Source organism: Acinetobacter pittii, from assembly GCF_022449185.1.
GTDB lineage: Bacteria > Pseudomonadota > Gammaproteobacteria > Pseudomonadales > Moraxellaceae > Acinetobacter > Acinetobacter pittii_I.
In genome coordinates this window covers 1-20,057 of record NZ_JAKUKO010000012.1, presented here as the reverse complement: position 1 = coordinate 20,057, position 20,057 = coordinate 1, and the positions used below count along the sequence as shown (strand labels likewise).

Below are 20,057 nucleotides of genomic sequence, written 5' to 3'. Positions count from 1 at the left end.
TTGTGATGAATTAAGACTGCAATTGCTTTTTGTTGTGTCGTAGAGAAAGGTAAGCAGTGATTGCTAATACTATTACGATAAAGCTTAACGAGATCCAGATTGGCATGTGGAATACATCAAGCAACAACATTTTCGCACCAATGAACAATAAGATGATGCCTAAGCCGTATGGCAAGTAATGCAATTTAGTTGCAGCGCCAGCAAGTAAAAAGAACATTGCGCGTAAACCTAAAATTGCCATTAAGTTCGCCGTTAAAACAATAAACGGGTCGCTAGTTACCGCGAAAATAGCAGGAATAGAATCTACTGCGAAAATCACGTCTGAGGCTTCAACCAAAATCAAAACTAGAAATAACGGCGTTGCCCACAATAAACCGTTCTGACGTACAAAGAATTTGTCACCTTCAAGCTGTGGTGTAATACGCATATGGTTACGTAACCATTTTAAGAGCTTGATATCTTCAATATTAGTTTCTTCATCTTGGCCTTTTAAGAACTTAAAGCCTGTATATACTAAGAACGCACCGAAGATATAAAGTACCCAAGAAAACTCTTGAACGAACCATGCACCAATAAAAATAAAGAGGGTACGCAGTACGATTGCGCCTAATACGCCGTAGAGCAAAATTTTACGTTGTAGTGCAGCTGGAATAGCAAACGCTGCGAAAATCATTAACCAGACGAAAACGTTGTCAATTGCGAGGGATTTTTCGAGTAAGTAACCCGCAAAGTATTCCATGGTTTTTTGGTTTGCTAAGGTCACCCCAACTGTTTGTTGTAGGTAAAGCCATAAACCACCACCAAATAGGGCTGCGACGCTTACCCACGCTACACTCCAATAAGCAGCTTGCTTAATTGAGACATCCTGATCTTGCTTTTGCTTAAAGCCTAAAAAGTCAATCAGGAGCATGACAATGACTATGCCAAAGAATGCTATGTACAGCCATAAATTGCCGATTGTTTCCATAAATCCTCCATACATCCGGCAATTGGGCATAAAAAAACCTCGACCAGTTGCCAGATGAATTAAACATCTGTATCAACATGATCAAGGTCTTGCCTACATCATGAATTTCACGATGCTCAGATACCGACTTTTTAATAAAAGTGTATTGACGATATCTGACACATAACATTGCTGTTATGTTTGGAGGAGGCTACTCCCCTTGTCAAACTAAATTCTGTTTTGGATAAAACATATCCAAGTTCACATAGAATGGCAGATTTTTTTGTATTACGCAACTGAACTTAATGTGGTGGTTTTAATGCAAAAAAAATCTATAGGTTATTTAATCAAACCGCGGTCTAAAAGTGGTTTGCATATAATTTGATAAAGGTGAATACAGAATGCCGTCAAACTTGTACCGTAAGCATTCCAGAAGTAATAACCTGCTGTATTGACTAGTAGTGCGACAATAAAAGCCCCTAACATGTCTAAAGGGAAATGCACACCTAAATAAATACGTGACCACGCCACTACAAATGATAAAAATAAAAGAATAATTCCAATCATTTTGCGCTGAGCAAACAAATAAGATAAAGCAATGGTGCTGAAAATCAGCATATGATTACTTGGAAAAGATGCTGTTGGTGCATGTTCAATAAAAGTCGTACCCACACCCATGACAAACGGTCTTGCGTGATGGTAAAACAGAGAAATAACGTAACCGACTAAAAGTGATACGCAGGTTAAAAAGACAGATTTAATGACCCTATTTTTTAAATCTTGATCGCCATAAAACCATAAAAATGTAAGGATGAATAAGAGAATATAGAGGAGATCATTAGCAAAAAAGATAGCAAGACGAATGATAAATTGACTCGCATCCTGAGCCCCATTAATCACATGGAATAAGCTAAGGTTGAGTGTTTCTAAAGACATTCATATTCCAAACAAGAACAAAAACGTGAGCTATGATAAAGAATTAAGCTTAAGGTCTTGATAAAGAATTGTCACAAAAATGAAATATAGTTTGTTTGTGAGTAAAGATTAAACAGCAGGTCTAGATAATTTTTAATGCGTGTTCTGGGTGTTAATATTAAAGTGTTAACGTGTTGGCACTTTATTCGAGAACGTTATTTTATGACTACTCAAGAAAAACAGAAAAAATTAAGCTTGAGGCCCCTATCCCCAAGAGATCCTGATCAGCAGCATAGAGCAGCGACTCCACTCGAATTATTGTTCGATTTAATTTTTGTGGTCGCGATTGCAACAGCGGGTCAGCAGTTACATCATGCAATTATTGAAAATCACCTCTGGCATGCATTACCAAGCTACCTGATGGTATTTTTTGCGCTGTGGTGGGCATGGATGAATTTTTCATGGTTTGCCTCGGCTTACGATAACGATGATGCATTGTATCGATGCCTTACCTTTGTGCAGATTGTAGGTTCATTGGTGATGGCGGCGGGTATCCCTGATGTATTTCGTAGTCAGGATTTTGATGTAATCATTATCGGTTATGTGATTATGCGCATGGCCTTGGTGACTCAGTGGCTCAGAGCAGCAAAACATGATCCTGAACGGCGAGTTACGGCTTATCGCTATGCAATAGGTATAGTCTTAGTACAAATTGGCTGGCTTGTCGCTAACTTTGCTCATGTACTTTCAATACCTCTATTTTTATTTCTGGTTGTAGTGGAATTATTTGTTCCAATCTATGCAGAAAAATATTCTCCAACGCCGTGGCATCCTCATCATATTGTAGAACGTTATGCCCTACTCACAATTATTGTGTTGGGTGAGTCGATTGTCGGTAGTTTTAATGCCATACGTGATGCTTTAGCCGCTCAATCAATGAATATCCCTGCCATTTTCTTAATGGTCGGTGGATTGATGTTGATGTTCGCAATGTGGTGGGCTTATTTTGACCGTAGCGAACAGCACCATCATGTTAAAGGTGTGCGCCCATTTGTTTGGGGATACGGCCATTATTTTGTCTTTGTGAGTATTGCTGCAGTAGGTGCTGCCGTGGATGTTACAACCCATCATGCGCATATTTCTGATTTATATATGGGAATAGTTGTTGCGGTGAGTGTAGTGCTTTATACCACCTGTATTTGGATACTTTATGAGTTCCAATGCTTATCTGGAATCACGAAATGGTTTTACCCGATCACAGCGCTCATTATTTTATGTATTCCGTTTATTTGTAATAACGTGGGATATAGCGTTTTTGCGATGGGCATTGTCTATAGTTTACGTTTAATGGTTTCTAATAAATTCATGGCCAATATAGAGCCAGAAAAGATTTAAAAGTCACTGATAAAAAATGGGTTTCAATTTGAAACCCATTTTTTATTGAATCATCTAAAGCGAAATTTAAGCAGCTTTTGCTTTTAATGTGCTCATTAATTTTTGATGTAAGCCACCAAAGCCACCATTAGACATAATCACAACGGCATCGCCCTCACCTGCTTCATTGACAATACGCTCAATAATTTCATCAAGTGAACGGCTCACTTGAGCATGGTTAGAAGCAGCTTCAATCACTGGTTGTAAATCCCAATCTAAGCCTTCTGGCTGATACCAGATGACTTCGTCTGCTAAGCGTGCTGAGTGTGCTAAGCCATCTTTATGACTGCCCATACGCATGGTGTTTGAACGTGGTTCAATAATGGCCCATAAACGGCGTTCACCTAAGCGTTTGCGTGCGCCATCTAAAGTTGTGTCAATTGCTGTTGGATGGTGAGCGAAGTCGTCATAAACCTCAATACCATTGACTGTACCGAGTAACTCCATACGACGTTTCACACCGCCAAAGTTAGACAAAGCTTCACAAGCTTGTTCAAGCGTAACACCTACATGTTGAGCGGCTGCAATGGTTGCCAAAGCATTTGCTACACTATGTTGCCCTGTCATGCTCCATTTCACTTCGCCAACGATATGACCATTTTCGAGTACTTTAAAATGGCTGCCATCAATTGAGATTAATTCGGCAGATAAAGCAGCTTTTTCATTTGCTTCTAAACTTGTACGAATGACTGGTGTCCAGCAACCCATTTCAAGCACTTCATCAATATGAGTTTCAGTAATTGGCGCAATAATGCGGCCTTCACTTGGAATGGTACGCACAAGATGATGGAACTGTTTTTGAATCGCTGCTAGGTCATCAAAAATATCGGCATGGTCAAATTCAAGGTTATTTAAAATCGCCGTTTTTGGATGATAATGAACAAACTTAGAACGCTTATCAAAAAAAGCAGAGTCATATTCATCGGCTTCAACGCAGAAGTATTTTCCACCGCCTAAACGAGCACTTTCACTAAAACCAAGTGGAACACCACCAATTAAAAAGCCTGGATTTAAACCAGCCTGATCAAGTACCCAAGCTAGCATGGTGGTAGTCGTGGTTTTACCATGAGTACCGGCGACACCAAGTACATGTTTACCTTGTAAAACATGATCGGCAAGGAACTGTGGACCAGAAATATATGGCAGGCCTTCGTTTAGCATATATTCAACAGCATCAATACCACGTTTCATGGCATTGCCGACAATAACCAAGTCCGGATGAGGCTGTAAATGACTACGGTCATAGCCTTGCATGAGTGTAATGCCTGCATTTTCTAACTGGGTAGACATCGGTGGGTAAACGTTTAAATCGGAACCAGTTACCTTATGTCCTAAATCACGAGCCAAAAGTGCTAAAGAGCCCATAAAAGTGCCACAAATACCCAAGATATGCAGATGCATTGCTCGCCTTCTCCACTGCTTTTGTACACAACATTAAGATGAATTGCTGTGTGTGCATTATTGATAAATTTGCCAGCAACGATAGCAAGGCTAAACTCGAAAAGATAGTCAAAAATCGTTGTTGTTCTATGTGTTTGAGACCCTAATAAAACTACAGCTTTATTTTTTAGATTTAAGCTGAATTACAGTTTTATCTTTTATAATGTTTTGTATCGTTAAAATACTTAAATCATCGTGATGATGAAGGATGTGCCTTTGAGCCCAACGGTTTTAGCTTTTACGCTATTAATTATTTCTAACTGCTTTATGACACTTGCATGGTATGGGCATCTTAAATTTTTGCACCATGCTCCACTTTGGCAAGCGATTCTATTCGGTTGGATTATTGCCTTACTTGAATACAGTTTTATGATTCCAGCCACTCGTATGCTAAGTGCACAAGGCTGGTTACTCGGTGAAATGAAGATCACTCAGGAAGTGGTTACATTGGTCGTGTTTGTACCTTTTATGATTTTCTTGTTTAAGCAACCTTTTAAACTCGATTACTTATGGGCAATGTTATGCCTATTTGGTTGTGTTTATTTCGTATTTAGAAGCCAGTAAAATTAATCAGAATCCTGTTTTCAGATAGATCGTTGTTAAATCCATCGGATTGATGCTTTTTCCTCATAAACTTGGGCTTTGGGGTGAGTGAAAAAACAGCTATAATATTTCCCTCATCTTTTTCTCTCATGCTTGGCTTGGTACAAGTCGAGTTTTACCATTTTTACGCTTTGGAAATGCCAATGAACGCGGTCGCAACAGATACCCAACCTTTAGTCGGAATTATCATGGGTTCCCAGTCCGATTGGGCAACGCTTGAACATACTGCCAATATGCTTAAACAGCTTGGTGTCCCATTTGAAGCGGAAGTGGTATCTGCTCATCGTACTCCAGACCGTTTATTTGAATATGCAGAAACTGCGCGTGATCGCGGTATTCAAGTGATTATTGCAGGCGCTGGTGGTGCTGCGCACTTACCAGGTATGTGTGCCGCAAAAACTGACTTACCTGTGTTGGGTGTACCAGTTAAATCATCAATTTTAAATGGTGTAGATTCATTACTTTCAATCGTACAAATGCCAGCAGGTATAGCAGTGGGTACTTTAGCGATTGGTCCAGCTGGTGCGACCAATGCTGCGATTATGGCTGCACAAATCTTAGGTTTAACTCGTCCAGAAATCGCAAAAAATGTTGCTGATTTCCGTGCTGCGCAAACTGATAAAGTTGCAAGCAACAATATTCCGGGTCAGGTGTAAGAGGCTGAAATGGATAAAACTATCGGTATTTTTGGTGGTGGGCAATTGGGCCGTATGATGGCGCAAGCAGCTTTACCATTAAATATTCAATGTACTTTTTTTGAAGCAAATACAGATTGTCCAGCAGGTGTTTTAGGCCAAGTTTTTTCTAGTCAAGATGAGCAAGGTTTAAAGCAGTTTATTGAAAGTGCTGATGTTTTCAGTCTTGAGTTTGAAAATACGCCAGTTGAGGATGTGGATGTTTTGACACAAACTAAAACATTGCACCCTCCCCGTGTTGCTTTAGCAACTGCGCAAAATCGTTTGTCAGAAAAAGCATTGTTTGATGAGCTTAATATTCCTGTTGCGCCGTATCGTGCTATAGATAGCTTAGAAAGCTTGAAAAAGGCTGTGGCTGAGCTTGGTTTACCGATCGTGCTTAAGACTGCAACTGGTGGATATGACGGCAAAGGCCAGTTTGTACTTCGTTCAGAAGACCAGATTGATACTGCTTGGGCTGAGCTTGGTCCTGCAAAAAGTCTAGTTGCCGAAAGCTTTGTTAAATTCTCTCGCGAAGTTTCAATTATTGCGGTGCGTGGCCAAAATGGTGAAGTAAAAACTTGGCCTCTGGCTGAAAACCATCATCATAATGGTATTTTATCGCATTCAATTGTTCCGGCACCAAATAGTGAAGCTTTGCAACCTGTTGCTCAAGACTACATTACACGTTTGCTGAATCATCTCAACTATGTTGGCGTGCTGACTCTAGAGCTATTTGTAACAGAACAAGGTTTGTGTGCAAATGAGATGGCACCACGTGTGCATAACTCAGGCCACTGGTCAATTGAAGGCGCGGTCTGTTCCCAGTTTGAAAACCATATTCGAGCTGTTGCAGGTCTTCCATTGGGTTCAACAGACGTTGTTCGTCCAACGGTCATGATCAATATCATCGGTCAGCATCCTAAAACTGAAGATGTACTTGCCTTAAATGGTGCTCATCTACATCTTTATAACAAGTCTGAACGTGCTGGCCGCAAATTAGGCCATATCACTTTAATGCCCGTGGATAGTAATGAATTGACGAATTTATGCCGTCAATTGGCAGAAATTTTGCCAGAACCACTCGCTTTAAAGGCAAATATGACCCTCTAAAAGTATATTTAATACTCTAAAAAGCGATCTTCAGATCGCTTTTTTTATCTTTTAAATTTAAAAAATAATAGAACATGCATATTTTATGTTTGTGGATAACTCTGATTTAAACTTTTGAATTTAAAAAAAGCTACTGTAATTTGAATTTAAAACCACAAATAACTGTTTTGGGTGCTTTTGAATTTAAAATTAGTTATCCACAAAAGTATTTTTAAATTTAAATGATAGGGTTGGATGTGCCTTTTTAAATTCAAAAATAGAAGTCTATTGGTATGGGGTTTTGAATTTAAAATTTTTGGCTGATCTTTAAATTTAAAAAAATACGAATTTCTGTGGTGATTGGTTCCAACCTATAATAAATAATAAGGTGATATAGAATAGGATTGAGAAATAGAAGTGTTTTTGCTCTGTTGTGGATAAAGTTATCCACAATAAAGAAGGGCTTGTAGTTTAAATTTAAAGAATTACTTTTGAATTTAAACTTGAGTATTGGTTTTGAATTTAAAACTAATAGTTTGGATCTAGAGAATTTTAAATTCAAAAATAAAGTAGAAATTTGAATTTAAAACATGGGAAATGAATTTAAAGTAGATATTATGAATTCAAATTTACGTTTTCTCTCTGAAATTTTGGACTCATAATGGTATGGTACTTACAAATTTAAATTTAAAAATCGAACTAGGATAATATGCGACGTTTTTCTTGTATTGTTGGCTCTGTATTTTTGGCGATGACTCAGGCTCAAGCAGAGCTCGTAATTAATGGTTCTACAATATCTAGCAGTGCTACTGTTCCAGTAGTGACGAGCGAAGATTATACGCCTAATAATAATTTCCAAAGTTGTTTGGCAAATTTACGTTCTCAAGCAATTGCTGCTGGAGTATCGGGTACAACTTATGACCGTTATACTCAAAACTTGATCCCAGATTATTCAGTTATTGATAAATTAAACTATCAACCAGAATTTTCGACACCAATTTGGGATTATCTTTCTGGTCTAGTTGATGAAGAGCGCGTTGAGCTTGGTAAACAAAAACTGGCGCAACATCGAGATGTTTTAAACCGTGCTTCTCAAACCTACGGTGTGCCGCCGGAAACAATTGTAGCAGTGTGGGGTGTTGAAAGTAATTTTGGTGATATTTCTGGAAAATATCCTTTATTACAAGCACTCGGGACTTTAAGTTGTGAAGGGCGTCGACAAAGTTATTTCCGCACTGAGTTTTTTGCCACTATGCGTATTTTACAACGTGGTGATTTAACCGAAGGCCAACTGAAAGGTTCATGGGCTGGGGCATTTGGTCATACTCAATTTATGCCATCTACCTATGAACGTTTAGCTGTTGATTTTGATGGTGATGGCCGTCGAGATTTAGTGTCGAGTACAGCTGATGCACTGGCTTCAACGGCTAATTTCTTAAATAAAGCAGGTTGGCAAACAGGAATGCCGTGGGGTTTTGAAGTCAAAGTTCCCCAGGGTATGTCAATTGATGGAGAAGGGCGACGTTCAAAGAAATCTTTAAATAGTTGGAGTGCACGAGGCGTTACTCGAATTGATGGTTCTCCACTTGTTCAAGGGGCTTTATCTAGCAGTACTTCAGCAGGTTTAATGGCACCTGCAGGTGTAAATGGTCCAGTATTTTTAGTATTTAAGAATTTTGATGCTATCTACAGCTATAACGCTGCGGAAAGCTATGGACTTGCGATTGCACATTTATCTGATCGTTTAAAAGGTGCTGGTCCATTTGTTTCGTCTTGGCCAACTGATGATCCGGGAACTTCACGTGCAGAACGTCGTGAAATCCAACAGTTTTTGATTAATCGTGGCTATGATATTGGTGCAGTTGACGGTCTTATTGGAGATAAAACCCGCGTAGCTATTCGTCAGGAGCAGACTCGTTTAGGTTTAAATCCAACAGGACGGGCAGGGCAGAAAATTTTACGCGCATTCCGTCAAGAACAAGCTCAGAAAATGATGCAATAAACTAGAAATAATAAAAAAGGTCTGCTCATGCAGACCTTTTTTATAGATACTTATATAAGATGATTACTCTAATTTAACTGCTTCCAAAATATCAAAAATAACTGACGTAACATCTTGGCTTAAATCACGATCATTAAAGATTTCATACGCAGTGATCGTGACATCAGTATCACTTGGTAATTGCTTTTGCTCTTCTTCAATTAAATGTTCAATCGGTAACAGAGTCTGTTTTACTTCAAGATGAAGAATATCTTTATATTCGATATTTTCATCCTCAAGCTCGATTTCATGCTCATTGAAAAAGGGAATTAAAATAGAATGGAGGTATGGTTTAATTTCAATAATATCAAACAGTTCAATATCACGAGTTTGTTCAATCGTGCTGATATGATCATTTACTTCAATCAGGATATGATAATAACTCATCTTGATCTCCATTCTATTTTCGTTAGCTCTTATGACCACAATAACATGACTTTGATATCAATTTCGATGTATCTGAATAGAAATAGATATATCATTTTATATCAAGCTTTTAATTATTGAGGTAAAGCACTTAATAGATCACGGTCAGCATCAGTAATTCCAGTGATTTTTTTGTCACCATCTTTACGTACTGAGTACATTAATGCATTTGGTTGATCACTATGTTTTAAACCAAGTGCATGTCCTAACTCATGAGCAATCGTTAAGCGTAAATCATCAATAGACTTAAACTCATAAATCACAATTTGTTTGCCGTTATAGATACCTTTTTTAAAGACATCCGCTTGAGCATTTTGCTTAAATTGGTTCAATGAATTATTAAACTCATTATTAATCTGATTAAAATGAGTCACTTTGACATTTAAGTCTTTAGCTTGCTGATTATATGCAGCAATTTCTTTCTTTAAAGCAACAGTTTGTTTTTGCAAATCTTTCTGAGTTTTAGCCAAAGATTTAGCGCTGTATTCAGGTGCTAATTTGCCTTGGTTAAGCTCCATCATTAGTTGGTCAAGATTTTTCAATTTGCCATTCAAAATCTGCTTCTTATTTTCAAGCTCAGACTGAGTTTGACCAAGAGTTTGCTTCAATTGCTTAATTTGTTGCTGTTCATCAATTACACGTTGCTGTTCTTGTTGGAACTGAGCTGCAATTTTTTGACGCTGTTCAGAACGGCTTTGACTATTATCGTAAACTAAACGAATTTCTAACTTTGCATTTGGATCATAAGTAAAATAATCCTGTCCAGTACCTTGTTTCCAAATGTCCGCAGCTTGTTGACTAATTTGAATTAATTGGTCTTGGCTTAAACCAAAACGTGGATCAATATCAGCAATTTTATAAGTCAAATGTTGACCTGTTTTTTGCTGGATTTGAGTATGTGCTGGAGTTGCAAGATTAGCATTAGCCTGAAAATTAGAAAAAGCAAAGGCTACGCCTAATAACAAAGATGTTAAACGCATAATTGAAGGGGGGAGATTTTAAAAAAAACGTATTATAAGAATATAAAATGAAAAATCAATCAAAAAATGTACAAATTAGGAAAATAAATGAGACTTTAGTCTCATTATTTTTTACCAAATGCCAAATTATTTTTTAGAAAAAATTTAATATATTCCGTTTTATTTAGTTTTTTTAATCATTTAACTTTAACGATTTTTCCTTAATTTGGTCTATAAATTGAACCTAATAAATCTAAATCTGAATCTGTTAATTTAAAGTTATGAATATCTTGCTCTTTTAAATAGGGATACATTAAAGATTTTGGGTTGCTAGTATGTTTTAGTCCTAAAGCATGCCCAAGTTCATGAGCAAGGGTCAAACGTAAGTCATTTAAAGAAGCATAGCCGTAAATCTGGATTTGGTTTTGACTGAATAAACCTTTATGGAAGGGTTGAATACTCGTTTTCTGCTCTAGTTTGAATTGTGTTTTTAAAGCGCTTAAATCACTTTGCTCTTGATTTAGCTCTTTAATTTTTAAGTTAAGTGATTGAATCTTAAGGTTTAGAGTGTTGGATTCATTTTGTAAATCTTCCGATTTTTGCTTTAGTTGTTTTTGCCATTCTTTTAAATTATTGGCACTAGAGTACTGCTGTTCTCCTTGATTAAAGCGAGTTACATCTTGTTGATATTGTTCAAACTCAACTTTTAGACTGACCTTTTTCTTGTTTAAATCACTTGATAGTTGAGCAACTTGCTGTTTGTTTAGAACAATTTCTTCATTTTTAATGCGCCAAGCTTCCTGCTTTTGCAAAAGTGCATCCAAATTGTTTTGTTGTTCATCTTTAAGCATTTGATGATCATCATAGATTAAGTTAATTGACAATTGAGCCTGTGAATCATAAATAAAATAGGTCTTCCCAGTTTCTTTTTGCCAGATTTCAGCAGCTTGTTGGCTTACCTCAACTAATTGTTCTTTAGTGAGTTGAAACCGTGGATCAATAAAGGCAATTCGGTATTTTAAAGGTTGATGAGATGACTTAATTGGCAGATTGCTTTGAGCAAAAAGTGTTGTTTGTAAGCCCATACATAAGCATAAGCTCAATCCCCACCATAGAAATTTTTTCATGGCAAAATAAAAAAATATAAATAAATCTTATTGTTAGCTACTTAATTTAATTCGTCAAAATGATAAAAAGTACAGGAAAGTGGGTGAGCTTTGTGATATTGGTCGAAAAATTAAAAAAGATGTTCTCAGACTTGGCAATAATCAAATAATTAATGTAGTAAATAATATTGGTTTTTTAATAAAAAAATATTATTTAAAATTAAATATTTAGTTTTTATGATTGATCTTTCTGACAGAAATATTTGAATAATATCATTAAAAAACTTATTGTTAATTTTTGTAAACAATAAAAAACCGCGCCTAAGCGCGGTTTTTTATTAAAGAAACAAATTATTTTTTGTCATCTTTTACTTCTGTGAATTCAGCATCTACAACGCCATCATCTGCTTTTTGTTGACCCGCATCACCACCTTGGAATGCATTTGGATCAAAGCCTTCAGCACCACCAGCTTGTTGCGCTTGTTCATAAGCACGTTGAGTGATAGGCATCAAGATGTTTTGTAAAGCTTCAGTTTTCGCTTTGATATCTTCTACATCATTTTCTTTTGTTACTGCTTCAAGTTCAGAAACGGCAGTGCTTACAGCTGTTTTTTCATCTTCAGTAACTTTATCACCAAGATCTTTAACAGCTTTGTTCGAGCTTGAAATTAATGCATCAGCTTCGTTACGCGCTTTTGCAAGTTCTTCAAACTTACGATCTTCTTCAGCATTCGCTTCAGCATCTTTAATCATTGCTTCGATTTCAGCATCAGACAAACCTGAGTTCGCTTTAATCTGGATCGATTGCTCTTTACCAGTGCTCTTATCTTTAGCAGATACTTTCAAGATACCATCAGCATTGATGTCGAAAGATACTTCAATTTGTGGCACACCACGTGGAGCAGGTGGAATGTCGCCTAATTGGAAGTTACCCAACAATTTGTTTTGTTGAGCCATCTTACGTTCACCTTGGTAAACTGAAATGTCTACAGCAGGCTGGTTGTCAGCAGCAGTAGAGAACACTTGCGATTTCTTCGCAGGAATCGTCGTGTTTTTCTCAATGATTGGTGTTAATACACCACCCATTGTTTCAATACCTAAAGTTAATGGAGTTACGTCTAATAAAAGAACGTCAGTTTTGTCACCAGACAATACAGCACCTTGAATCGCAGCACCGATTGCAACTGCTTCGTCAGGGTTTACGTCTTTACGTGGCTCTTTGCCAAAGAATTCTTGTACTTTTTGTTGTACAAGTGGCATACGAGACTGACCACCAACCAAGATCACGTCAGAGATGTCTGAAGTCGAAAGACCAGCATCTTTAAGTGCGATTTTACAAGGCTCAATAGTGCGAGCAACTAAATCAGCAACTAAACCTTCAAGTTTCGCACGTGTTACATTGATCACTAAGTGTTTAGGACCAGTTGCATCAGCAGTGATGTATGGAAGGTTGATTTCAGTTGCATTTGATGAAGAAAGCTCGATTTTTGCTTTTTCAGCAGCTTCTTTCAAACGTTGTAACGCAAGTGGATCATTTTTCAAGTTCACACTTTGTTCTTTCTTAAATTCTTCAACTAAGAATTCAATTAATGCGTTATCAAAGTCTTCACCACCAAGGAAAGTATCACCGTTTGTTGATAACACCTCGATTTGTTGGTCGCCATCAAGGTCTGCGATTTCAATGATTGATACGTCAAAAGTACCACCACCTAAGTCGTAAACTGCAACTTTACGGTCGCCTTCTTTTTTGTCCATACCGAACGCAAGCGCAGCAGCAGTTGGTTCGTTAATGATACGTTTAACGTCTAAACCAGCGATTTTACCCGCATCTTTAGTTGCTTGACGTTGAGCATCGTTAAAGTAAGCAGGAACAGTAATAACTGCTTCAGTAACTGTTTCACCTAAATAGTCTTCTGCAGTTTTCTTCATCTTTTTCAAGATTTCAGCAGAAACCTGTTGAGGTGCTAATTTTTTATCGTTTACTTCAACCCAAGCATCGCCATTGTCTGCTTTGATGATTTTATAAGGTACAAGACCGATATCTTTTTGTACCGCTTGATCTTCATAACGACGACCAATTAAACGCTTGATAGCGAATAATGTATTTTTCGGGTTAGTTACTGCCTGACGCTTAGCACTTTGACCTACTAAGATCTCGCCATCTTTATAAGCAATGATCGATGGAGTTGTACGTGCGCCTTCAGCGTTTTCGATTACTTTTACTTTATCGCCTTCAAGTACAGCAACGCATGAGTTGGTAGTACCTAAGTCAATACCAATAATTTTTGCCATGTGACGTTTTCCTCAAAAATTCTTTTGCAATGTTTTTGCTTGTTATCCGATATGAGAGTGAATCTATTTTTTTCAAGCGTTTTAGCGAAAAAAAATCTAAAAACTCTCAAAAAATTATTTATTGACCAACCATAACCATAGCTGGGCGCAATAAGCGACCGTTTAATGTATAGCCCTTTTGTAAAACGCTACCGATTTCATTCGCTTTAGCATTTGGATCAATACCTACAGCTTGATGTAAATCCGCATTGAAGCCATTTTTCGTATCAGCTTCTACAACACCAAATTTTTCAAGTGTGGTTAACAGCGACTTCAAGGTCAGTTTAATACCTTCAAGTACTGGCGTTTCTTCATCACCAGCCGCTTGAATTGCGCGCTCTAAATTATCAACCGAATCTAGTAACTCTTTTGCAAATTTTTCAAGCACAGTCTCTTTATGCTTGTCAGACTCACGTTGAATACGCTCTACACTTTTTTGTGCTTCGTAAACTGCATTTGCAGTACGTGCTTTTTCAAGTTTTAGGCTTTCTTCTAATTTGGTGATTTGCGCTTGTAAAGATTCAACGGTAACGTCGTTTGCTTGCTCTACACCTTCAGCCTGAGTTTGCTCATTAGATTGCTCTGCTTGCTCGTGTTGAATGTCTTGAGCTTGCTCATTTTGCTCATTAGCCATTGATGATCTCCGTTTAAATGGGTTTTTAAACATGTACAGTCCTTTTGGCATCAGCATTTACTGGGTAAAACCTGAACTGCCATGCATATGCTGTAATTCATTAATAGGGATGAAGTATGGGCATTGCCTAAAAATTCAAGCGTACACGGCAATTTAAAACTTTTAATTTTGCGGTTTTAAGTAAAAATCTAAATTTTCGATCATAAAAGCAATAAATTCCTGAGTTATTTTGGGCAAATGTTGTCTTGAAGCATATACCACAGACAAACTTAACTCAGGAGCCGAAAAGTTTTCAAATAAAGGAACTAATCGTTTTTCTTTTAAATCTTTTTTAACTAATAAAGTAGGTAACATTGCCACACCTTGAGCATGTGCACACATGTCATAAACAGCATTTACATCATTACTTTTAAAGGTAACGTTCAAAGGATAGTTTTGAGGTTGCTGTTCAGTATCAAAAAGTGTCCAAAATTGATGTTGGCTATGGTGGGCTAAACATTCATGTTGAATAAGTTGCCTTGGGTGGGAGAGGGGACTATGTTGCTTTAAATAATCCGGGTGAGCGCAGAATACAGATTCGATTTGACAAACAGGTCGTGCAATTAAACCATCGGCAACTTTTTGCGTTATACGTAAGGCTAAATCGACCTGAGCATCAATTAAATCCATAGTATTTTCAGTAAGATATACATCAAATTGAATATGTGGGTGTTGCTGTTTAAATTGGCGGATACATTCCCCGACCCCTAATTGAAATAAAAACAAACCGCAGGTAAAGCGAATCGTACCGTTATGTTGTTCGGGTGCGGCTAACTCTTGTAAAAGTTGCTGTTGTTGTAAAATATTCTCGCAGTAGAGTAGGGCTTTTTCACCCGCTGGAGTGAGAGATATTTTTCGGGTATTTCTTTGAAATAGTCGAGTTGAGAAGGTGTACTCTAGGTGCTCAAGATAGCGAGAAACCATCGCACGGGAATAATTTAGATGTTCGGCGGCTTTGGTTAAATTGCCATGCTGAGCAATAGAAACAAAGACGTGTATGGCTTTTAATGTGTCCATATGCTTTATCATTATTACAATATATGCAACAGTTTATCTTAATTTAGTGCATTTACCTTACAAGAATTGCAATTTAAAGTATTTCTCATGAATTTGGAGAATACATAATGAAATTTTTTAAATTAACTGCTTCAGTCCTAGCAACTGCTACCGCTTTAACAGTAACTTCCTCAGCTTTTGCGCAAGATTTGAAAATCCAAAGTTTCTTGGCTAAACCCGAACATTTTGGTGTGACTTCTACTTTAATTGAAGGCGATAAAGAAGTTCTGTTGGTAAATGCGCAATTCTCAAAATCTGAAGCATTACGTATTGCTGCCGATATTCTCGATAGCGGTAAAACATTAAAGACAATTTTCGTAAGTTATGGCGATCCGGACTATTACTTTGGCTTAGATGTATTTAAACAATACTTCCCAAATGTACAAATCATTGCAACACCAGAAACTGTTAAACATATCCAAGATACTCAAGCGCTTAAAGTGAAATACTGGGGCCCACAAATGGGTGCAAATGCGCCTAGCCAAATTATTGTGCCTCAAGCTTATGCTGCTAAAACTTTAAAACTAGAGAATGAGTCAATCGAGATTAAAGGTAAGAAAGAACTTACTTATTTATGGATTCCTTCTTCAAAAGCAGTTGTAGGCGGTATTCCTGTCTCTTCAGGTATTCATTTATGGATGGCAGATACGCCAAAAGTTAAAGATCGCAATGAAGTGATTCAAGCTTTAGAAAGTATTAAATCACTCCAACCTCAAACTGTTGTTCCAGCTCATATGGTTGAGGGAGCTCCACAAGGTTTGGATGCGGTTAACTTCTCTATCGACTATCTCAAGAGCTATGAGAAAGCGGTCAAAGTAAGTAAAAATGCGAGTGAGCTAAGTCAGCTCATGCAGAAACAATATCCAACATTAAAGAGTGTGGATAGCCTAGAACTAGGTGCAAAAGTTGTAAAAGGTGAGATGCAATGGCCATAATTAAAATCGAAACACCATAAATTTTCTAAAAAGCCGTGGTCTATCCCCGGCTTTTTTTATGAAATAAGGCATTTTCAAGTAAAAAGTCTCTGTAACATTCTACGCACCTTATATAGCGTTTCTATGAAGAGAAAATTTTTAACGAGAGTAAAAGGCTAAGATAAAAATTAGAAATTGATAAAAATAAACAAAAGCTTAAGTTATAGCTTCTATATAAAAGGTAGAGGTGAGGCTAAGGAAGAGGTTTTAATAAAAAATTGCACAATTTGTACTTCTATTACTACAAAAGACAACCAATGATACGCACGCCAGAAAAAAAAATTGTGAATTATAGGCAGCGCGAAGATGAACTTTGCATTTAAATGTTTGTCGTAATGAAAGGAAAGTGATTATGAAAAAATTAGGTCTTATCTCTGTAGTACTTGCTGGTGTTGCTTTTACAGCTGTTGGTTGTGCATCTGAAGCTGGCTTAAATGCATCAGGTTCAGCTCAAACTAGCGCTAGCCCATCTGGCGTACAAGCTGGTGTTGGTGTAGATGCAGGTGTTTCTGGTCAAGCACAACCAGGTCAAGTTGATGCTGGTGCTTCTGGTTCTGTTTCAGGTTCTGCAACTGCTCAGTAATTCTTAGCGATAAGAACAGTTAAAAGATTATAGAGTACATATATTCAAGATGCCGATTTATATATGAAATGAGCTGCTACTCATTATTCTATAGTCAAGAGAATGTGGATTTCTCAACAAAAAAGCCCCAAGAGATTTTTTCTTTGGGGCTTCCATATTCCAATAGATTTTAGTCATCATCATGATAATCTCTATGATTGTGATCACGATCTTCTAATCTTTTCTTCTCCCATTGACGGTGTCTTTTTTCCCACTCACGACGATTTCTATCCTGTTCGCGAGCATCCTTACGTTGTTGTTCGTATATTCTCTTACGCTCTTCCCAACGTTTTCGTTCCCAGTCACTATAGCGACGTCCATCATTGCGGTCATAGCGATCATCATCATGATCATGGTAACCATAACCACCGCGGTAATAAGGATCATCTGTATAAGCAACACAACCTACAGTTAAAAGACTGGTTGCTAATAAAGTAACAACTAGTTTTGCTGACATAGCACAATCTCCTTTTGTCTGTTAACGATAATTGGCAAAAAAGTCCTGTTTTAAACGACAGATTTGTTAATGACATTTGCTATAAATCAGATTAGCGTAGATTGGTTTTTACTTTGTATCTTGATTACATGAGTTGTATGCGAATATAGTCAAACAACAAAGAATTCTGTAGAAAATATGAAGGATAAGAGGAATTCATGGAGATAGGCATGACAGCATTTAATCAAAAAATTCAAACATTGCTAGATAAGGGCCAAGGGCCTGCTGCTCGAGCTCTTGATAAGTTACCTCGATTAGCTCAAGAATCACTTGCCAAAATCCTTGGATATGCCTACCAATACCCAGAGCTCGACTCGTTTACTAAATGTATGATGGCCGTACAAATTAAACAGGGACGTATTGGTTTCATTGGTTCAGATCCTATTGAGTCTAGACGGCAGTTTGATACACAAATGTTGGCTATACGCCAGAAATCAACTGAAATTGATTCAGTAGAAGACATTCGTTTGCCGCTTCAAAGTGGAACTGTTTTCGCAAGACACTATCATCCTTCACCGAATAAAAAATTACCTCTGATTGTTTTCTATCACGGGGGAGGGTTCGTTGTGGGTGGTTTAGATACTCATGATGAGGTTTGTCGTATATTGGCAAAATATGCAAAAGTACAAGTACTCAGTATTGATTATCCACTTGCACCTGAGGTCTCACCTCAACATTTAATCCAATCATGTGAAGATGCATTAGCTTGGGTATATCAAAATCGTAGACAACTAAAAATATTAAAAAATCGTCTTGCTGTAGCAGGGGATAGTGCAGGCGGCAATATCAGTACGGTTGTGGCTCAACGATCAGTAAACAAACCTTATGCTCCACAAGCACAGCTTCTCATTTACCCTACAGTTGATTTTAAAAGCCGACATCCTTCTTTCTATGCCTATAATGAAGGATTGGTTTTAACAGATAATGATATCAATTATGTTACCCAATATTATGCAACTCAGCATAATGTAGAATTAGACGATCCGATTATTTCTCCAACCTATGGTAATTTGAAAAAGAACCCGCCAGCTTTCGTGATTACGGCTGGTCATGACGTATTGCATGATGAAGCGAAAATTTATAGCTATAAGCTAAGACAAAATGGCGTCAAAATGCATTATGAAGAATATTCAGATCAAACCCATGGTTTTATAAATTTGACACCTATTTCTAAAAAGGCAAAAAGATATACTATCGAGATCAGTAAGAACTTCAGAAAGTTCTGGGATAAAAATAGTTAAACAAAAGCTTAGTCCATGTTTCACGTGGAACGTGGACTAATACTCAAATCTAAAATATAAAGTACTAAATAAAAGATAATAAATACTCACTAGAATTCTTTTATATAGATGATTAAATTTATCCTTCATCATTAAGTTTTGCATTTTATTGTAGGAAGATATGAAAAAATTATTAATGTTATGTTGTTTGGGTATAAGCAGCCATTCAGTCTGGGCTGACACTTTAGTTGAAATGCAAACAAATTTAGGCAACATTGAAATACAACTTTATGATGATAAAGCACCAAACAGTGTGAAGAATTTTAAAGACTATATAAAGTCAGGCTTTTATAAAGATACGATATTTCACCGCGTAATTCCTGGTTTTATGGTGCAGGGCGGTGGACTTACTGCAAATATGCAGGAAAAGACTACGCGAGCACCTATCAAAAATGAAGCTAGAAATGGAATTGCTAACACACGCGGAACGTTGGCGATGGCTCGTACTGCAAATCCTGACTCAGCTACTAGTCAGTTTTTCATAAACGTTGCAGATAATAATTTTTTAAATCGTTCTGCGGGTAATGCGGGTTACGCAGTTTTTGGAAAAGTAATTAAAGGAATGGATGTGGTTGACCGTATTGTTCAGGTCCCTACATCTAACTATGGCATGCATCAAAACGTACCAAAACAGTCTATAAAGATAGTAGATATAAAGTTTAAAACTCTCCAAAAATAAATTAACTATATAAATCAATTATTTGTTTATTTTTGAGATTTTATTTGGCTGAAAAAGAATCGGTCGAACGTGCATATTTATAAAAGTGCTTGCGTACCAGTTTTTTTTCCCTATAATGCACTCATCCCGACGCGATACACGAGAATATCTTAGCTTACAGGGTTAAGATGAAAGCTTTGTATTGCGTTGAATTCTGTCTCTGACGAAGAGCAGAAAAATCATTAAGAGAATTGAAGAACAACTTGTGTGGATTTTTACTGATTGATTAATCGAAATAATTTTCATTGATTGATTGGTTTAAATTACTCGA

Annotated in this window: 18 protein-coding genes and 1 pseudogene; 9 read left to right on the top strand and 10 right to left on the bottom strand. The window is 37.2% G+C overall.

Going from position 1 to position 20,057, the window contains the following annotated elements:
• Positions 1-10: 10 nt before the first annotated feature.
• Together terC and MKX14_RS17845 are read right to left on the bottom strand one after the other, a co-directional pair.
• A complete protein-coding gene (terC, locus tag MKX14_RS17850; RefSeq protein ID WP_046812936.1) occupies positions 11-967 on the bottom strand; it encodes a TerC family protein in 957 nt (318 codons plus the stop codon).
• Positions 968-1,285: 318 nt separating this feature from the next.
• The gene (locus MKX14_RS17845; protein ID WP_240283122.1) at positions 1,286-1,882 is read right to left on the bottom strand and encodes an undecaprenyl-diphosphatase; all 597 of its coding nucleotides are present in this window, start codon (positions 1,880-1,882) and stop codon (positions 1,286-1,288) included.
• A gap of 135 nt (positions 1,883-2,017) precedes the next feature.
• Here MKX14_RS17845 and MKX14_RS17840 point away from each other — a divergent pair, with 135 nt between their 5' ends.
• Positions 2,018-3,256: a low temperature requirement protein A gene (locus tag MKX14_RS17840; RefSeq protein ID WP_240283121.1), complete on the top strand. Its 1,239-nt coding sequence runs from the start codon at positions 2,018-2,020 to the stop codon at positions 3,254-3,256.
• A gap of 66 nt (positions 3,257-3,322) precedes the next feature.
• On the opposite strand, the gene mpl is transcribed toward MKX14_RS17840, so the two are convergent.
• Complete coding sequence (mpl, locus tag MKX14_RS17835; RefSeq protein WP_240283120.1) at positions 3,323-4,696, bottom strand: UDP-N-acetylmuramate:L-alanyl-gamma-D-glutamyl-meso-diaminopimelate ligase; 1,374 nt, start codon at positions 4,694-4,696, stop codon at positions 3,323-3,325.
• A gap of 240 nt (positions 4,697-4,936) precedes the next feature.
• On the opposite strand from mpl, the gene MKX14_RS17830 reads away from it, so the two are divergent.
• The 4 genes from MKX14_RS17830 to MKX14_RS17815 all read left to right on the top strand — a co-directional run bounded on the left by MKX14_RS17830 (position 4,937) and on the right by MKX14_RS17815 (position 9,106).
• On the top strand, positions 4,937-5,299 hold the full coding sequence (locus MKX14_RS17830) for a DMT family protein (RefSeq protein ID WP_075384089.1): 363 nt from the start codon (positions 4,937-4,939) through the stop codon (positions 5,297-5,299).
• 182 nt (positions 5,300-5,481) lie between these two features.
• On the top strand, positions 5,482-5,994 hold the full coding sequence (purE, locus tag MKX14_RS17825) for a 5-(carboxyamino)imidazole ribonucleotide mutase (RefSeq protein ID WP_000994663.1): 513 nt from the start codon (positions 5,482-5,484) through the stop codon (positions 5,992-5,994).
• Positions 5,995-6,003: 9 nt separating this feature from the next.
• Entirely contained in the window at positions 6,004-7,125 is a 1,122-nt protein-coding gene (gene purK, locus MKX14_RS17820) for a 5-(carboxyamino)imidazole ribonucleotide synthase (RefSeq protein WP_240283119.1), read from the top strand.
• 688 nt (positions 7,126-7,813) lie between these two features.
• On the top strand, positions 7,814-9,106 hold the full coding sequence (locus MKX14_RS17815; protein ID WP_240283118.1) for a lytic murein transglycosylase: 1,293 nt from the start codon (positions 7,814-7,816) through the stop codon (positions 9,104-9,106).
• 63 nt (positions 9,107-9,169) lie between these two features.
• Here MKX14_RS17815 and MKX14_RS17810 read toward each other — a convergent pair whose 3' ends face one another.
• The 6 genes and pseudogenes from MKX14_RS17810 to MKX14_RS17785 form a co-directional block, all read right to left on the bottom strand.
• Positions 9,170-9,544 carry a hypothetical protein gene (locus tag MKX14_RS17810; protein ID WP_014207668.1) on the bottom strand — a complete coding sequence of 125 codons (375 nt, stop codon included), beginning with the start codon at positions 9,542-9,544 and terminating at the stop codon, positions 9,170-9,172.
• 101 nt (positions 9,545-9,645) lie between these two features.
• Positions 9,646-10,614 (bottom strand): annotated as a pseudogene (locus tag MKX14_RS17805) (M57 family metalloprotease).
• 137 nt (positions 10,615-10,751) lie between these two features.
• The gene (locus MKX14_RS17800; RefSeq protein WP_240283117.1) at positions 10,752-11,657 is read right to left on the bottom strand and encodes a matrixin family metalloprotease; all 906 of its coding nucleotides are present in this window, start codon (positions 11,655-11,657) and stop codon (positions 10,752-10,754) included.
• 330 nt (positions 11,658-11,987) lie between these two features.
• Positions 11,988-13,928 carry a molecular chaperone DnaK gene (gene dnaK / locus MKX14_RS17795; RefSeq protein WP_240283116.1) on the bottom strand — a complete coding sequence of 647 codons (1,941 nt, stop codon included), beginning with the start codon at positions 13,926-13,928 and terminating at the stop codon, positions 11,988-11,990.
• A gap of 118 nt (positions 13,929-14,046) precedes the next feature.
• Positions 14,047-14,601 carry a nucleotide exchange factor GrpE gene (grpE, locus tag MKX14_RS17790; protein WP_002115470.1) on the bottom strand — a complete coding sequence of 185 codons (555 nt, stop codon included), beginning with the start codon at positions 14,599-14,601 and terminating at the stop codon, positions 14,047-14,049.
• Positions 14,602-14,763: 162 nt separating this feature from the next.
• On the bottom strand, positions 14,764-15,657 hold the full coding sequence (locus MKX14_RS17785; RefSeq protein ID WP_228260230.1) for a LysR family transcriptional regulator: 894 nt from the start codon (positions 15,655-15,657) through the stop codon (positions 14,764-14,766).
• A gap of 107 nt (positions 15,658-15,764) precedes the next feature.
• Here MKX14_RS17785 and MKX14_RS17780 point away from each other — a divergent pair, with 107 nt between their 5' ends.
• Together MKX14_RS17780 and MKX14_RS17775 are read left to right on the top strand one after the other, a co-directional pair.
• A complete protein-coding gene (locus MKX14_RS17780; RefSeq protein ID WP_068615208.1) occupies positions 15,765-16,631 on the top strand; it encodes an MBL fold metallo-hydrolase in 867 nt (288 codons plus the stop codon).
• Positions 16,632-17,022: 391 nt separating this feature from the next.
• Positions 17,023-17,253, top strand: coding sequence for a hypothetical protein (locus MKX14_RS17775; protein ID WP_000733015.1), 231 nt, complete (start codon positions 17,023-17,025; stop codon positions 17,251-17,253).
• A gap of 169 nt (positions 17,254-17,422) precedes the next feature.
• Here the strand turns inward: MKX14_RS17775 and MKX14_RS17770 are convergent, their stop codons facing one another.
• Complete coding sequence (locus MKX14_RS17770) at positions 17,423-17,749, bottom strand: hypothetical protein (RefSeq protein WP_167564287.1); 327 nt, start codon at positions 17,747-17,749, stop codon at positions 17,423-17,425.
• A gap of 209 nt (positions 17,750-17,958) precedes the next feature.
• Between MKX14_RS17770 and estA the strand changes: the two genes are divergently transcribed.
• A complete protein-coding gene (estA, locus tag MKX14_RS17765) occupies positions 17,959-19,029 on the top strand; it encodes an alpha/beta hydrolase (protein WP_240283115.1) in 1,071 nt (356 codons plus the stop codon).
• A 160-nt stretch (positions 19,030-19,189) separates the two neighbouring features.
• On the top strand, positions 19,190-19,747 hold the full coding sequence (locus tag MKX14_RS17760) for a peptidylprolyl isomerase (protein ID WP_060466619.1): 558 nt from the start codon (positions 19,190-19,192) through the stop codon (positions 19,745-19,747).
• Positions 19,748-20,057: the final 310 nt, after the last annotated feature.

What these genes read in the sequence shown, in the direction of transcription:
- terC (WP_046812936.1), bottom strand. Translation starts at nt 967, where the DNA reads ATGGAAACAATCGGCAATTTATGGCTGTACATAGCATTCTTTGGCATA.
- MKX14_RS17845 (WP_240283122.1), bottom strand. Translation starts at nt 1,882, where the DNA reads ATGTCTTTAGAAACACTCAACCTTAGCTTATTCCATGTGATTAATGGG.
- MKX14_RS17840 (WP_240283121.1), top strand. Translation starts at nt 2,018, where the DNA reads ATGCGTGTTCTGGGTGTTAATATTAAAGTGTTAACGTGTTGGCACTTT.
- mpl (WP_240283120.1), bottom strand. Translation starts at nt 4,696, where the DNA reads ATGCATCTGCATATCTTGGGTATTTGTGGCACTTTTATGGGCTCTTTA.
- MKX14_RS17830 (WP_075384089.1), top strand. Translation starts at nt 4,937, where the DNA reads ATGAAGGATGTGCCTTTGAGCCCAACGGTTTTAGCTTTTACGCTATTA.
- purE (WP_000994663.1), top strand. Translation starts at nt 5,482, where the DNA reads ATGAACGCGGTCGCAACAGATACCCAACCTTTAGTCGGAATTATCATG.
- purK (WP_240283119.1), top strand. Translation starts at nt 6,004, where the DNA reads ATGGATAAAACTATCGGTATTTTTGGTGGTGGGCAATTGGGCCGTATG.
- MKX14_RS17815 (WP_240283118.1), top strand. Translation starts at nt 7,814, where the DNA reads ATGCGACGTTTTTCTTGTATTGTTGGCTCTGTATTTTTGGCGATGACT.
- MKX14_RS17810 (WP_014207668.1), bottom strand. Translation starts at nt 9,544, where the DNA reads ATGGAGATCAAGATGAGTTATTATCATATCCTGATTGAAGTAAATGAT.
- MKX14_RS17800 (WP_240283117.1), bottom strand. Translation starts at nt 11,657, where the DNA reads ATGAAAAAATTTCTATGGTGGGGATTGAGCTTATGCTTATGTATGGGC.
- dnaK (WP_240283116.1), bottom strand. Translation starts at nt 13,928, where the DNA reads ATGGCAAAAATTATTGGTATTGACTTAGGTACTACCAACTCATGCGTT.
- grpE (WP_002115470.1), bottom strand. Translation starts at nt 14,601, where the DNA reads ATGGCTAATGAGCAAAATGAGCAAGCTCAAGACATTCAACACGAGCAA.
- MKX14_RS17785 (WP_228260230.1), bottom strand. Translation starts at nt 15,657, where the DNA reads ATGGACACATTAAAAGCCATACACGTCTTTGTTTCTATTGCTCAGCAT.
- MKX14_RS17780 (WP_068615208.1), top strand. Translation starts at nt 15,765, where the DNA reads ATGAAATTTTTTAAATTAACTGCTTCAGTCCTAGCAACTGCTACCGCT.
- MKX14_RS17775 (WP_000733015.1), top strand. Translation starts at nt 17,023, where the DNA reads ATGAAAAAATTAGGTCTTATCTCTGTAGTACTTGCTGGTGTTGCTTTT.
- MKX14_RS17770 (WP_167564287.1), bottom strand. Translation starts at nt 17,749, where the DNA reads ATGTCAGCAAAACTAGTTGTTACTTTATTAGCAACCAGTCTTTTAACT.
- estA (WP_240283115.1), top strand. Translation starts at nt 17,959, where the DNA reads ATGACAGCATTTAATCAAAAAATTCAAACATTGCTAGATAAGGGCCAA.
- MKX14_RS17760 (WP_060466619.1), top strand. Translation starts at nt 19,190, where the DNA reads ATGAAAAAATTATTAATGTTATGTTGTTTGGGTATAAGCAGCCATTCA.